Origin of the sequence: Sphingobium sp. AP49, from assembly GCF_000281715.2 — a bacterium.
In the GTDB taxonomy this organism is placed as follows: Bacteria; Pseudomonadota; Alphaproteobacteria; order Sphingomonadales; family Sphingomonadaceae; genus Sphingobium.
This window is the reverse complement of record NZ_CP124576.1, coordinates 3,796,919-3,812,061: the sequence shown is the minus strand read 5'-3', so window position 1 is coordinate 3,812,061 and position 15,143 is coordinate 3,796,919. Positions and strand designations below refer to the sequence as shown.

Below are 15,143 nucleotides of genomic sequence, written 5' to 3'. Positions count from 1 at the left end.
CCGGTTGGGACCGGCCGCCACGCTTTACCTCTTATTTGCGCTGCGCCTGGCTGGCGTCGCGGGCCGCGCGGAATTCGCTGTCGCTCGACCAGTTGGGCCAGTCATGGCCGTCGGCGACGCGACGGCCGACATTGTAGAGCAGGGTCATGTCGCCTTCCCAGCTGCTGGTGTTCCAGCTGTCGTCATACTGGTCGGCCGGCTGGTGATAGCGATCGCGGGTATAGATATCGCCCAGTTCCTTGCCGCGCGCCGCGCCGCCATTCACCAGTTCGCGGCCGGGATTGAACGAAATGGCGGGCACGCCGCGCTTGGCCATCGGGAAATGGTCGGAACGGTAGAAGCTGCCTGCTTCCGGTCGCGCATCCGGCGTATAGTGGCGGCCGAGCTTCTCGCCTTCCTGCGTCAACAGCGTCAGAAGGTCGAGCTTCGCGGCGCCGGAGATGGAGAAATTGACCGTCTTTTCGGCGGCGAAGGGGCCATCCATGTTGATGACACCGGCCGTCGTCGCCAGCGGACGCAGCGGATTGTCGGCATAATATTCCGACCCCAGCAGGCCTTTTTCCTCGGCGGTCACCGCCAGGAACAGGACGCTGCGCTCGGGTTTTGGCCCCTTGGCATAGGCGCGGGCCAGTTCCAGCAGCGCGGCGGTGCCCGACGCATTGTCGCGCGCGCCATTATAGATGGTGTCGCCCTTCGCGTCCGGCGCGCCGATGCCCAGATGGTCCCAGTGCGCGGAATAGATCACGGTCTCGTCGGGATATTTGCTCCCGGGCAGGATGCCCGCGACATTGTGCGAGGTGATGATTTCCGACTTCACCGCATAATCGGCGCTCATCGTCGCCTTGAGCGGAATGGGCTTGAAGTCCTTCTTGCGCGCGGCCGCCTTGGCCGCCTCGAAATCGACGCCCGATGCAGCCAGCAGCTTGGCGGCCAGATCCTTCTGGATCCAGCCTTCCATCTGGGTGTGGGCGCTCTTGGGATCGGCGCGGACGATGTCGAACATGGTGTTGGTGTTGCTGTTCTTGACCGTCGCCCAGCCATAGGAGGCTGGCTCGCTTTCGTGGACGACCAGCACGCCGGCCGCGCCCTGGCGCGCGGCTTCCTCATATTTGTAGGTCCAGCGGCCATAATAGGTCATCAGCTTGCCGCCGAAATCGCCTTCGCCGCCCTCGAAATCGGGGTCGTTGACCAGCACGACCATGATCTTGCCCTTGAGGTCGACGCCCTTGAAATCGTCCCAGCCGCGCTCGGGGGCCTTGACGCCATAGCCAACGAAGACCAGCGGCAGGTTGGCGAACTTCACGGCTGATTGACCGGTTTCGGCTGCGCGTACCGCAATCTCATTGGCCTGGGTCAGCGTCTGCGGGGTGCCGCCGATGGTCATCGACAGGGTCGGCGTACCGGTGATGTTCGACATGCGCAGCGGCACGTCCTGGAACCATGTGCCCTTGTTGCCGGCGGGCTTCAAGCCGGCCGCTGCCATCTGCTTGGCAATATAGTCGATCGTCTTGGTTTCGGCGCGAGTCGCCGGGCCGCGACCTTCAAATTCGTCGCTCGACAGAATTTTGATGTCGTTGCTGATGCGTGCGACGTCGAACTGCGGGGCCGTCGATGCGGCCAGCGCGAGCGCCGAGGAGGACAGGAGGCCAGCGCAGGCCAATATTCGCCAGACGGAACGGGAAGGGCGGAAAAGTGGCGACATTGTCATGAGTAACTCCCTGATTCTTTTAGGCGATGCAGCGGCTATCAGCGACCGGCGGCGAGCCGGATAATGCCGATCCCGCGCGCGATGTCGATATGCGTTCCAAAAGGTTGCGACAGGCGCTGCAGCCGTTCCAGAATATGCGCGCCGATGGTGGCATCGGCGAGGTGCGGCACACCCTTGCCCGCACCGGTCGCGTTGACGCCCAGGTCGACGGGATAGAGGCGGATTTCGCTGAGCTGGCCATCCTTGTAATGGCTGACCGCGATCACCGTTTCATAGAGGTTGGGATCGCCAAATTCCTTGGCGCCGCGCGCCTGCAGCAGTTCGGGCGCGGTCACGCTGCCCGGCGTGATGCCGAACTGGTCGTACATGTCGGCCGGCAGGTCATCCAGGCTGTTGTTCATCATCGCGAAGTTGCCGAGCGAATAGAAGATCGGCTTGCCCTTGTAGATCTCGATCCCGCGCAACTGGTGCGGGCCATGGCCGACATAGGCGTCCGCGCCGGCATCGATCGCCTGATGGGCCAGGCCCTGGGCGAAATTGGCGGGCGTCTGGCTGGCATTGCCGGGCTCGTGATTATGCAGCGAGAAGACAGCGAAATTGCCATTCTGCTTGGCCTGGCGCACGGCCAGCATGTTGGCGGCGACATCCCTGGCATTGAGATCATATTCGATCGTCATCGGTGCGCTCGGGGTCGTCGTCGCCCGATATTCGCGCCCCTTCATCTTGACCGGCGCCCCCGCCTTGGTGCCCGCCAGCCGGGCGATCGTCGCCAGATCGGCATCGGAGACCAGGCCGACCTCGATGCTGCGGATGGCATTGGCGCCGCCACGGCCGGGTACCTGGCCCAGCGGATCGGAGGCTGGCGACATCGGTGTGAAGCTCGTGGTAGCTGACACCAGCCCGACGCGGCCATGCGGCCCGTCATAATAGGCCGGCGCGCGGGCCGCGGTCATCGAACGGCCGGTGCCGGCATGGACGATATGGGCGCCGTCCAGCAGCGCCAGCGTGTCATACAGACCTTCCACGCCCCAGTCGGTGGCATGGTTGTTGGCATGACCGACAATGTCGATGCCCATCTTCGCCACATCGGCCGGGACGGCGGGGTCGGCCAGCATCCAGGTGCCGCCCGACTCCGCCTGGGGCGAGCCCTTGAAGGTCTTGAGGTCGAGCGCGGTCGTCTCGAAATTGCCGAAGGTCACGTCCGCGCCGCGCAGGATGCGCAGCATGTCGGGCGACTGCTGCTCGATCGTCGCCAGCATCGGCCGCAGATAGATGAGGTCGCCGACGGCGGCAAAGCTGAAATCACCGGCGATCGGGCTGGTCGGCACGGTGCTGGTCGACAGCTGGCCGCCGCTTTCCTCTTCCTCGGCATGGGCCGCGATCGGCGCGGTCAGCATCAGCGCGGCGCCGGCCAGCGACAGGCTGCGGACCGCGCGGCGGCGAAGGATCTTGGACAGCATCAACGGACTTCCCCTTTGTAACTTTGTGTCGGGGATAGCCGGTGGGGCTGACATGAACCTGTCGCCGGGACAGGCTTTTCTGTTCGGTGGGCCTATTCGGCGCGAAACGCGATGGTGACGCACAGTCCCCGGCCGGTCCGTCCGTCGGCCAGGCTGATCTGCGCGCCCATCCGGTCCGCCAATGCACGCGCGATCGGCAGGCCAAGGCCGGTGCCCGGCGTCGCGCTGTTGCCCGGCAGGCGATAGAAGCGATCCCAAACCTTTTCGCGCTGCGCCTCGGGAATGCCCGGACCATCATCGTCGACATCGACCATCGCCTGCCCCTCGCGGCGATAGAGATGGACGGTCACTGTGCCACCCGGCCGGTTATAGCGGATCGCGTTGTCGAGCAGATTGCCGATCAGTTCCGCCGCCAGCCCCGGCTGGCCGACCGCGATGGCCGGACCGACCATCGCCTTGTCATAGCCGATCTCGATATCGGCCGGCGCCTGGGCGGCGCGATCGGCGATCACGTCCGCGGCGACTTCGGACAGGTCGAACGGCACCATGCGCATGTCGCCATCCTCCTCGCTGCGGGCGAGCGCGATCAACTGGCGCAGCAATTGTTCGAGGCTGTCGATGGCGTGGGGAATATCCTGCAACGCCGCCTTGCCCTGCGGCGAGGCCGCGCCATAGCGATCGAGCACGTCGAGATGAACGCGCGCGACCGCCAGCGGCGTGCGCATCTGGTGCGAGGCGTTGGAGGTGAACTGGCGTAGCGAATTGGTTGCGCGCTCCAATCGCGTCATCAACCCGTTGAAGGCGGCGACGAAGGGTCTGATCTCGACCGGCGTGGCTTGTGCCATTTCCATGCGGAAGGCCGGCGACGCTTCCCGCCTGGCCGCCTGCACCTGCCCGGTGAGGTCCGACAGCGGCCGCAGCCCCCAGCGGATCGCCCACCAGAAGAGCAGCCCCGTAACCAACAGCACCGCGACGCTGACCAACAGCACCTGGCGCAGGAACAGCCGTTCATAGGCGGATCGATCATCGACATAGTCCGCGATCTGGATCGCGATCAGCCTGTCGTCGCCATAGGCGCGCCGCATTTCGGTCGCGATCCGGGCCGGCTTGCCGTGCAGCGTACCGCTGCGCAGATAGGCGGCCTGCGTCACATAATGGGCGTCCGCCGGATCGAGATAGCCGCGCACCAGTGGTGTCTTGCGATAGGCGTTCTTGAAGGTGGCGGGCGAATGGCGATCGGTCACGCCATCCCACGCCGCCCGATAGTCGGCGGGTGGCGTCAGGCTGGGATCGCCGGCGACCAGCGTGGTGCCGCGATAGACGCTGTAATGGACCACCGGCCGGGCGCGTCGCTGCAACAGGTGGATGACCAATGGCACGAGCCGCTTCTGGTCCGCTGGCGGGCTGTTATAGGCCAGACTCAGGGTGCGGACCGACCCCACCAGCACGCGATCGACCGTGTCCGCCTCGGTATTGTGATTGACCAGCGCGGTGATGATGGAAAAGACCAGCACCAGCGCGGCTAGCGGCATCATCACCGCGCCGGTCAGGCGCAGCCGCAGCGAAGGGGGCAATTTACGCATGTCCGTGGTTGTCGATCAGGCCGCTTCGATCATGTAGCCCAGGCCGCGGATCGTGCGGATCGACGGGCCTGAAGGCTGCAGCTTGCGGCGCAGGCGGCCGACATAGACCTCCAGCGCGTTGGGCGTGACGGCATCGTCGAAGTTGAACACTTCGGCCGACAGCCTTTCCTTGGCCACTACCTTGCCCGGCCGGCCCATCAGCGTTTCCAGCACCGCCAGTTCGCGCCGGCGCAGGTCGATCATGCTGCCGTCCAGATAGACGGTGCGGCTGGACCGATCGAAGCTGAGCGTGCCGATGCGCAGCACTGGATCGAGCGTGCCCTGGCTGCGCCGCACCAGCGCGCGCACCCGTGATTCCAGTTCGCGCGGGTCGAAGGGCTTGGCCATATAATCGTCCGCGCCACGGTCCAGCCCGTTGATTCGGTCGTCCATCATGTCGCGCGCGGTCAAGATGATGATCGGTGTCCGGGCGCCGCGCAGTCGCAGGCGGCTCAGCACTTCCAGGCCATCGAGATCGGGAAGGCCCAGGTCCAGGATGATCGCGCTATAGGGCTCCTGGTCGGCCAGCCGCAGCGCATCCTCGCCGCTGGTCAATATATCGACGGCAAAGCCCGCACCTTCGAGCGAGGCCATGATCCCCCGCGCCAGACGCTCATCATCTTCCACCAGCAACAAACGCATTACAGCACTCCCACCGATCCCGGCAGGCACCCTCGATCGACATTAAATTGCGATACGCATCCGCAGCTGGAATGCAAATATCAAATAAAAAGCCCTTGTCTTGCTGTTGATTGCAAGATCGGCCGCCTCACCCCTCTCTGTGTCAGGTTCGTGACAGCGACTCCGGTTAGGACTCGCCAGGAAAGACGGACGACGACGGATTTTCCGCCGTACGCGCCGCCGGAAAAAAACAGATCGCAGCGCGGCAAGAGCGCTTCGGGCGCACCTTTCGGGCGCAAAAAGGGGAAATAGATATGACGACCGTTCGGTCCTCGCTTGCGGGGGCGCTCATCTGCATGGCTGCGGCACTGCCCGCCGCCGCCATGGCGCAACCGGCCAGCCCGGCCCCGGCTGACGCCGCATCGCTTGCCCGCCTCGACGCGCTGTTCGCACGCTGGAACAGCCAGACCGCCCCCGGCTGCGCCGTCGCCGTCTCGCGCAATGGCCAGGCGATCGCCACCCGCGCCTATGGCATGGCCAGCCTGGAGCTGGGCGTGCCGCTTACCCCCGACAGCATCTTCGAGGCAGGGTCCGACTCCAAGCAGTTCACTGCGGCTGCCACGCTGATGCTGGCGCATGATGGCAAGCTGTCGCTGGACGACGATATCCGCAAGGTCGTGCCGGAAATGCCCGATTACGGCACCCCGGTCACGATCCGCCACCTGCTGCACCACACCAGCGGCCTGCGCGACTGGGGCTCGGTCGCCGCGATCGAGGGCTGGCCGCGCAACAGCCGCACCGCCGACAATCAGGACATGCTGAACATCCTCACGCGCCAGAAGGAACTGAACTTCGCGCCCGGCAGCCATTATCTCTACAGCAACAGCAACTACAACCTGCTCGCCATCATCGTCGCGCGGGTCAGCGGCCAATCGCTCGCCGACTTCACCCAGGATCATATCTTCAAGCCGCTGGGCATGACCCACACCCGCTGGCGCGACGATCATGGCGATGTCGTGCCGGGCCGCACCGGCGCCTATGAATTTGACGATGGCGTCTATCGCAACGACCAGGTGATCGAGGACGCCTATGGCAATGGCGGCCTGCTCACCACGGTCGGCGATCTGGTGAAGTGGCAGGCGGCGCTCGACGCCGACATGTTCGGCGCCGGCTTCACCGCGCAGATGCAGACGCCGACCAAGCTCAATGACGGCACGCCGATCGCCTATGCGCTGGCGCTGGTGAATCTCGACCATCATGGCCAGCAGGAAGTCAGCCATAGCGGTTCGACCGGCGGATACCGCGCCTGGATGGCTCGCTATCCGCAGCAGAAGCTGGCCGTATCGCTGCTCTGCAATAGCGGCAATGCCGATACGCCGGTGCTGGGCCGCGATGTCGCCGACATCTTCCTGCCCGCCTACAAGGCCAAGGCCTATACACCCAAGGGGCCACTGCCCTCGGGCACCTATGCCGATGGCATGACCGGCTTCCCGGTCCGCTTCGACAGCGACGACAAGGGCAATCTGCGCGCCGACGGCCGGGTACTGACGCCGGTGGGTCCGGGCCGCTGGGCGCAGCGCGAGGATATCTTCGCCTTCGGCAAGACCGGCCTGACGCTGGAACATCGCGAGGGCGAGAAGATCGCCTATCGCAAGGTCGATGCCGTCACCGCCTTCGATGCCAAGCCCTATGTCGGCCGCTTCTGCGGCGTCGACACCTTCGCCTGCCTCAGCTTCAAACAGCAGGGCGACACGCTGACCTATAGCGGCCCGCGCTGGTACAACACGCCGCTCAGCCCCGCCTATGCCGACGTCTTCACCGGCGAGGCCGCGCCGGGTGCCGGCCGCATCACCGTCAAGTTCGAACGCGACGCATCGGGCGCGGTCACCGCGCTGCGCTTTGGCGAAGGGCGTGCCTACGACGTCGCCTTCCGCCGCGTCGCCGACTGATTTTCAGCCATCACACAAGAGCCGCTCGGGTCGCGGCCACAACAAAGCAAGAGCAAAAGGGGACTATTGGAAATGCGTATTGAAGACACTGGATTTCGCCGCCTGCTGATGGCGGGCAGCGCCGGGGCCGCCCTGGTCCTGTCGCTCGCCACGGCGCAGCTCGCCATGGCACAGGACAGCACGCCTGCCGCCGACGATGACGCCGGTTCGATCGTCGTCACCGGTTCGCGCATCGACCGCAAGGGCTTCGACGCGCCGACCCCGACCACCGTCGTGGGCGAAAGCGAACTGCGCCAGGGCGCCCGCCCCAGCATCGCACAGGTGCTGAACGATCTGCCGCAGTTCCGTGCGACCCAGTCGCCGGCCAGCACCGTCGCCAACACCAACTCCTCCTCGTCGGCGATGGACCTTCGCGGCCTGGGCGTCACCCGCACCCTGACCCTGCTCAACAACCGCCGCTTCACCGGCTCGTCGGACCTCAACACCGTGCCGCAGGGCCTGGTGAAGCGGGTCGAGATCGTCACCGGCGGCGCGAGCGCAGCCTGGGGCTCGGGCGCGATCGGCGGCGTCGTCAACATCATGCTCGACGATGATCTGGAAGGCCTGACCATCGGCGCGCAGAATGGCGTGTCGTCGCGCGGCGACGGCTATCGCTACAGCTTCGACGGCACTTTCGGCACCCATTTCGCCGATGGCCGCGGCCACTTCATGATCGGCGCCGAATATCAGAATGACGAGGGCATTCTCGACCGCAACTCGCGCAAGAATGTCGGCAGCGCCAACCTCTTCTCGCCGACCACGGGCGATCATGACTATATCCTGGTGCGCGACGTCAACGCGTCCAACACCAGCCTGGGTGGCCTTATCAACGCGGGTTCGCTCAAGGGCCAGACCTTCAACAGCGACGGCACGCTGCGGGCCTTCCAATATGGCAGCCAGATCAGCGGCACGACCATGGTCGGCGGCGAAGGCGTGGCCACCAACGACGAATATGCGCTGACCAACCCCTATCAGCGCGTCAACAGCTATGCCCGCGCCAGCTTTGAAGTGGGCGACGCCACCTTCTGGGCGGACGGCAGCTACAGCCGCATCTGGGCCAAATATCCCTTCTATGCGGAAAGCGGCACCTACACGCTGTCGGCGACCAATCCCTATCTGTCGGATACGATCCAGAGCCAGCTCGCCGCCGCCGGCGAGACCAGCGTGAAGGTCGGCCGCGTGTTCGAGGATTATGGCTATCGCACCTTCGGCTATTATCGCCAGAATGTGGAAGGCGCGATCGGCGTCGACGGCAGCTTCGCGGACGGCAAGTGGCGCTATTCGGCTTATTACAGCCATGGCGAAAACCGCAACATGCAGAGCTATGACAACCAGATCACCGGCACGAACCTGACCAACGCGCTCGACGCGGTGACGGATTCGAGCGGCAACATCGTCTGCCGCGTCACTCTGACCAACGCCAATTCCGGCTGTTCGCCGCTCAACATCCTGGGCACCGGCACTGCCAGCCAGGCCGCGATCGACTATGTGTTCGGCAATGTCGCCCGCGTCGTCTACACGACCAAGCTCGACAGCGCCGGCGCCAGCCTGCGCGGCGATCCCTTCTCCACCTGGGCCGGCCCGGTTTCGGTCGCCTTCGGTGCGGAAGCCCGCTGGGAAGAACAGGTCACCAACAGCCTCGACGCCACCTCGGCGGCCAAGGGCTTCAGCCGCTTCAACTTCTCGCCGCTCGACGGCGGGTTCAACGTCCAGGAAGCGTTCGGCGAAGTCGCCATCCCGCTGCTCGACCAGCCGTTCAGCAAGCTCGATGTCAACGGCGCGGCCCGCTACAGCCGCTACAGCACCAGCGGTGGCATCTGGTCGTGGAAGCTGGGTGTGACCGACCGCATCTTCGACAATCTGCTGCTGCGCGTGTCGCGTTCGCGTGACATCCGCTCGGGCAGCCTGGCGGAACTCTACACCACCACCACGACCAGCTTCACCACGGTCGCGGAAAATGGCAGCACCTATTCGATCACGCGCTATGGCGGCGGCAATGCGAACCTGAAGCCCGAAATCGGCAGCACGCTGACCGCCGGCGCGGTTTTCACGCCGACCTTCCTGCCGGGCTTCAACCTGTCGGTCGACTATTACAACATCAAGCTCAAGGACGCGATCACCTCGCTGGGCGCTCAGGACGTCATCAGCGGTTGCGCCAACGGCAATACCGACCTCTGCAGCCAGATCGTGCGTGATAGTGCGGGTGCGCCGACCACCATCTATACCACCTATATCAACCTGGCCGAATACAAGACCGCCGGCGTGGATATCGAGGCCAGCTACACCCTGCCGCTGAGCAAGGTGAGCGGCGGCCTGGGCGGCACGATGCGTTTCCGGGGCCTCGCCACCTATGTCGACAAGGTGCTGATCAACGACGGCATGACCAGCGTCGACCGCGCCGGTGACGTGGGCGACAATGTCAGCTTCGGCACGCCGCACTGGCGCGCCACCGGGTCGATCAACTACAGCAGCCAGGACGTCTCGGTCGACGCCCGCGTCCGCTATGTCGGCGGCGGCAAGTTCAACCACGCGCTGGACATCGCCAACAACGACATCGCCGCGCGCGTCTATGTCGACCTTGGCGCTCAGGTGAATATCGACAAGTTCACCCTGTTCGCCAACGTCAACAACCTGTTCGATCGCGATCCGCCGCTGACCACCTATGGCGCGATCCATTACGACACGATCGGCCGCTACATGACGATGGGGGCGAAGGTCCGCTTCTGATCCCGTCCGGATTGTTGGCAGGAAAGGCGGGCGCCCCACGGGTGCTCGCCTTTTTCCCTTTTTCGCGCCGAGGCGGTTCGTCGTCCAGGGGAAGGGTGGGGTTTTAGCCGGCCCAGCCGCCACCCAGCGCGACGGCCAGTTGCAGCGTTGCCGTTGCCTGATCGACGCGGGCAACGGCAAGATCGTCGCGCTGGTCGAGCAATTGCTGTTCCGCGTCCAGCAGGATGAAGAAGTCGACCAGGCCGATATCATATTGGCCACGGGTCAGCCGCGCATTATTCTGTGCGACCCGCTCTGCCTCCTCGCCGATGCGGACCCGCCCCTGGCTGGCCCGCAAGGCCGCGCGGGCATTTTCGACATCCTCCACCGCCGTTAGGATCGCGGTACGATAGGCGGCAAGCGCCTCTTGGGTGGCGCCCTTGCGCTCCGCGAGGATGGCCCGGTTGCGGCCGCCATCGAACAGGGTCTGGCTGATCCGACCGATCACCGATGCGATCAGGCCATCGGCGATGCTGGCCAGCGATGTCGCCCCCCCGGTCAGCAGGCCGCCAAGCGACAGGCTGGGCAGCAATGTTGCGCGGGCGACGCCGATGCCGGCACCAGCCGCCAGCAGGCGTTGTTCCGCCGCCATAACGTCGGGCCGACGGCGCAGAAGGTCGGCGGGTACGCCCAGCGATGCCCCGGGTGCAGTCGGGATGGCCACCCGGGCGTCGAGCCATGTCGGGTGCAGGCCAGGCGCTTCATTGGTCAGCATGGCAATCCGATTGGCATTCTGGTCCCGGGCATTTTCCAGTTGGGGCACCAGCGCCTCGACCTGAAGCAATTGCAACCGCGCCTGTTCGACATCGACGGCGGTGGCGATGCCGCTGCGCTGGCGATGTTCGATGACCGCCAATATCTCCCTCTGAGTGGCGAGCGCCTTGCGGACATTGGTGATGCGCTGTTGCAGGCCGCGATAGCTGATGAGGGCATTGATCGCCTCCGCCACGACGGCGCGCTGGACCGACGCCAGATCATAGCCCGCCGCCGCCAGGTCGGCCCTGGCCCCGCGGGCGCCGTCCGCCAGGCCGCCGAACAGGTCGGGATCCCAGCCCAATGCGACCGCGCCGACAAAGCTGTTAGGCGAACCCGTCAGACCATTGGGGCGAGCGACCGCGCGCGATGCGTCGAGCGTGACGCCCAGCGTCGGCAGCCGGGCTGCGGCAGCGCCCCGGCTGCGGGCGCGGGCCTGGGTCAACCGGGCGGCGGCCTGCGCAATGTCCTGGTTGGCGATGATGACCTGTTCGGCCAAAGCGGTGACGGCCGGATCGTCGAAGCGCTGCCACCAGCGCGCCAGGTCAGTCGGTGGCGCCGCGCCATCAGACGGCTGCATGTCGGCATAGGTCAGGGGGAGTCGCTGCGCCGCCAGCATCGGCGGGTTTGCAGAGGATGGCTGCGCGACTGCGGGCGATGCGATGGCGAGGATCGCCGCAGGCAGCGTCGCCACCCTGGTCGAACCCGGGAGCATTACTCGCCCGGTCCTTCATTTCCATGGCGTGGCCGATCGTTTGCCGCGGCAGGATCGATAATCCGTCCATCCGTCATATGCACGACGCGGCGCGCGCTGCGAATGGTTTCGGGCCGGTGCGCGATCATGATGCGGGTGATCAGCAGGTCGGCCAGGTTGCGGTTGACCGCCGCTTCGCAAAGGGCGTCGAGATTGGCCGTGCCTTCGTCGAGCAGCAGGATGCGGGGACGCTGATACAAGGCGCGCGCCAGGAAGATGCGCTGCTTCTGTCCACCCGACAGCGAAGACCCCATGTCGCCGACCAGGCTGTCATAGCCCATCGGCAAGGCGGCGATATCATCGTGGACACAGGCGAGCTGGGCACAATAGAGGACGAGGTTGAGGTCTGGCTGCGGATCGAAGAAGGCGATATTTTCCGCGATGCTGCCGGCATAGAGCACATCGTCCTGCAGCACCGCGCCGACATGCCGACGGAAATTGTCGATGCCCAGTTGCGTCATCGGTTCGCCGTCGATCAGGATGCGGCCTGCTGATGGGGGATAAAAGCCCAGGAGCAGCTTGGCGAGGGTCGACTTCCCACTGCCCGATGCGCCGGTGATGGCAAGGGATTCGCCCGGTTCGATGACGAGGTCGACGCCCCGCAGCACTTCGGGATCATCATGGCCATAGGCGAAGCGTAGCCCCTCCAGGACGATCCGGCCGCGAAAGGGCGGCTTGCCCGTGCGCGCCGTCATCCCGCGCGCCGGTTCCGGCGCTTCCAGCGCAATGTCGGCGATACGATCGACATGGCTGTCGAGCAGTTTCAACTGGCTCATCATGTCCACGAAGCGCAGCCCGGCATCCATGAATTGCGACTTGTAGGCCTGGAAGGCGAAGACCATGCCGATGGTGAACTCGTTGCGGATCACCATGGCGACAGCCAGGAAGACGAACAATATCTGCTCCAGCCGGGTCAGGCCTTCGCTGAGCAGGGTGAAGCCGATCTGCATGCGGTTGAGGCGGATGTCGGCATTGATCGTGTCGGCCCGGCGATTCTGCCACAGGCGCAGCCGGTCCGCCTGCCGCCCGAACAGCTTGATGGTGGCGATGCCGCGCACCGTCTCGATCATCGTGCTGCTTTCCTCCGCCTTGGCGGCGATGACATCGATCGTGATGCGGTGCAGCTGGCGCAGGGTGATGGCGCGTATCACCGCGAAGAGGCACAGCGTCGCGAGCGCCACGCTGGCGAGCAGCGGGGAATAAAAATACATGAAAGCGAGGGTCAACAGCGCCATCGAGCCGTCGATCACGCTCCCCACCAGCCCATGGCTCATCAGGTCGGTGATCGGTTCGGTGGAATCGAACCGGCTCAGCACATCACCGGTATGGCGGCGCTCGAAGAAGGCGACCGGCAGTTTCAGCAAATGCCGGAACAGGTCGGTGACCATGGAGAAGCCCACGGCACTTGACAGCTTGAGCAGTATGAACTCGCGCAGGGCGCGTGTGATCAGGCCGAGCAGGGCAAGCCCGGCAAAGCCGCCTGCGAGCGCGCCCAGAAAGGCCGTGTCGAAGGCCGGTACGGCCTTGTCGATCGCAAGCTGCAGATAAAAGGGGGCGAGGAAGGCGAAAAGCTGGAGCAGCATCGACAGGAGCAGGGCCTGCGCCAGGGCGCCCTTGAACCCGACAAGATTGATACCCAGCCGGGACAAGCGCAGTCGCACGCCATGACTGACCTTCGTCAGTTGCGCGGTAGGCTCGAGTTCGAGCACCACGCCGGTCCAGTGGGCAGACATTTCCGCCATGTCGAGCGTCACCGCGCCGCGTGCGGGATCATGGACGATATAGCGCACGCCCGACAGGCCGCGCCGAATTGCCTTGAGCACGACGAAATGGTTGAGATCCCAATGCAATATGGCGGGCAGGCGAACGTCGGGCAGTTCGGCCATCTCACCGCGCAGCGCGCGCGCCGAAAGGCCGATCGCTTCGGCCATTTCCATCAACTGCGCCAGCGTCAGGCCGCGCAGCGATACCGGGAAGCGTCGCCGCAAATGGCTGAGCGTCGTGCGGTGGCCGTGGAAGGCGGCAATCATGGCCAGGCAAGCGAGCCCGCATTCGGCCGCTTCCGACTGGCGGATCAGGGGGAGCATCGGGCGATTACGGAAATTGAGCAGGTTCATGCCCGTGCCAAAGGGGGGCGTGGCGGTATCTTGTGCGCTCATGTCCGGCGCCTCACCGCGTTGATCGGTTCCAGCAGCCAGTCAAAGAAACTCTGTCGTTCCAGGATGACATTGGCGCGCAAGGTCATTCCCGGCTGGATCGGATATTGCTCCCCGAACGCGGCGATCCGCTGGCGGTCGAGCCGAACGCGAATGCGATAGGCTGGCTCGTCCAGCTTGATCGGCCCTTCGATCTCGTCGGGCGCCAGCGCGCTGCGGGCGATCGCCGTGACCACGCCCCTGAAACTGCCGAACTGCTGATAGGGGAAAGCATCGTACATCAGGCGCACTTCCTGGCCGACATGCGCGAAGCCGATTGCGCGGCTGGGCGCATAGAGCTCGACCTCCAGATGGGCCGCTTCGCCCAGAATGTAGAGGACGGGGATACGAGGAGTTACGGACTGTCCAACGCGGGGTTGCAACGCGGCGACGGTGCCGCTGATCGGAGCCGTCAGGGCTTGGGTCCGACCCTTCTCGATTTCGATCTGTTGCTGTTCCAATACCATGGCGCTGCCGTCCAGTTCGGCCATGCGACGATCCAGCTCGATCGGCAGTTGCAGTGCCTGGACCTGCGCTTCCTCGAACTGGGTGCGCAACGCTGCGCGATCGGCGATCAGCGACTGCAGCCGGGCCTGTTCGTCCAGATAGAGGCGCCGCTGGCCTTCAAAGTCGATGCGCGAGATATAGTTGCGCTGGTTGGCATCGCTCAGAATGCGGAAGCTGTCGTGCGCCGATCCGACGCGCTTGCCCTGAATGGCGATCTGCTTGTCCATGGCGGCAAGGCGGATGCGCATCTGTGCGACTGTTCCGTTCAGGCGCTGCCTGTCCTGTGCACTGGCCTGCTTCGACAAGCGTTGCTGCTCCAGCAGCCGAGCGCGCTGTCGCTGCATGATCGAAAGTGACTGGCCCCCTGGATCATTGCTGGCATCGTTGGCGGACTGGATTTCGACCGTAGCGAGCCGTTGGCCCCGCCGCACGCTTTGCCCCTCATGGACCGACAGACTGGTCAACACGCCCGTCTGCGCCGGCAGGATGCGGGCCGTCGGGCCGGCAGGAACGACCCAGCCTGACACGATCTCGGTCCGGGCATAGCTTCCGGTCGCCAGCCACAAGGCGATGGCACCGACCACCAGGAGGAGGAGCGTCAGGACCGGCAGGGTTTCCGAGGCGTAGAGCGGGACGGTCCGGCCCAGCGATCGCAGGCGTTTCTGGTCGGCGACTTCCGAGCGGAACAGCATGGTCGATCCTGTGCGACGAGAGCGGGCGGAAAAGGGACGGGGCGGCTGCGGGTGCCACCCCGTCCGGGTCGGGGCGG

General features: G+C 65.2%; 9 protein-coding genes. 2 read left to right on the top strand and 7 right to left on the bottom strand.

Going from position 1 to position 15,143, the window contains the following annotated elements; all coding sequences use genetic code 11:
- Positions 1-31 precede the first annotated feature (31 nt).
- The 4 genes from PMI04_RS18155 to PMI04_RS18140 all read right to left on the bottom strand — a co-directional run bounded on the left by PMI04_RS18155 (position 32) and on the right by PMI04_RS18140 (position 5,432).
- Complete coding sequence (locus PMI04_RS18155) at positions 32-1,708, bottom strand: M28 family metallopeptidase (RefSeq protein ID WP_007704995.1); 1,677 nt, start codon at positions 1,706-1,708, stop codon at positions 32-34.
- 38 nt (positions 1,709-1,746) lie between these two features.
- Complete coding sequence (locus tag PMI04_RS18150) at positions 1,747-3,168, bottom strand: CapA family protein (RefSeq protein ID WP_007704999.1); 1,422 nt, start codon at positions 3,166-3,168, stop codon at positions 1,747-1,749.
- A gap of 92 nt (positions 3,169-3,260) precedes the next feature.
- A complete protein-coding gene (locus PMI04_RS18145) occupies positions 3,261-4,751 on the bottom strand; it encodes a HAMP domain-containing sensor histidine kinase (RefSeq protein WP_007705002.1) in 1,491 nt (496 codons plus the stop codon).
- A 15-nt stretch (positions 4,752-4,766) separates the two neighbouring features.
- Positions 4,767-5,432: a response regulator transcription factor gene (locus PMI04_RS18140; protein ID WP_007705006.1), complete on the bottom strand. Its 666-nt coding sequence runs from the start codon at positions 5,430-5,432 to the stop codon at positions 4,767-4,769.
- 293 nt (positions 5,433-5,725) lie between these two features.
- Here PMI04_RS18140 and PMI04_RS18135 point away from each other — a divergent pair, with 293 nt between their 5' ends.
- Complete coding sequence (locus tag PMI04_RS18135) at positions 5,726-7,360, top strand: serine hydrolase domain-containing protein (protein ID WP_007705010.1); 1,635 nt, start codon at positions 5,726-5,728, stop codon at positions 7,358-7,360.
- A 72-nt stretch (positions 7,361-7,432) separates the two neighbouring features.
- Entirely contained in the window at positions 7,433-10,126 is a 2,694-nt protein-coding gene (locus PMI04_RS18130) for a TonB-dependent receptor (RefSeq protein ID WP_007705013.1), read from the top strand.
- A gap of 103 nt (positions 10,127-10,229) precedes the next feature.
- Here the strand turns inward: PMI04_RS18130 and PMI04_RS18125 are convergent, their stop codons facing one another.
- The 3 genes from PMI04_RS18125 to PMI04_RS18115 are packed head-to-tail and all read right to left on the bottom strand — an operon-like array spanning position 10,230 to position 15,066.
- Positions 10,230-11,633 carry an efflux transporter outer membrane subunit gene (locus PMI04_RS18125; RefSeq protein ID WP_007705018.1) on the bottom strand — a complete coding sequence of 468 codons (1,404 nt, stop codon included), beginning with the start codon at positions 11,631-11,633 and terminating at the stop codon, positions 10,230-10,232.
- Entirely contained in the window at positions 11,633-13,831 is a 2,199-nt protein-coding gene (locus tag PMI04_RS18120) for a peptidase domain-containing ABC transporter (protein WP_007705021.1), read from the bottom strand. Before PMI04_RS18120 ends, PMI04_RS18125 begins: the two co-directional genes overlap by 1 nt.
- Complete coding sequence (locus tag PMI04_RS18115; RefSeq protein ID WP_007705024.1) at positions 13,828-15,066, bottom strand: HlyD family efflux transporter periplasmic adaptor subunit; 1,239 nt, start codon at positions 15,064-15,066, stop codon at positions 13,828-13,830. The genes PMI04_RS18120 and PMI04_RS18115 overlap by 4 nt, the downstream gene beginning before the upstream one ends.
- Between the last annotated feature and the right edge of the window lie 77 nt (positions 15,067-15,143).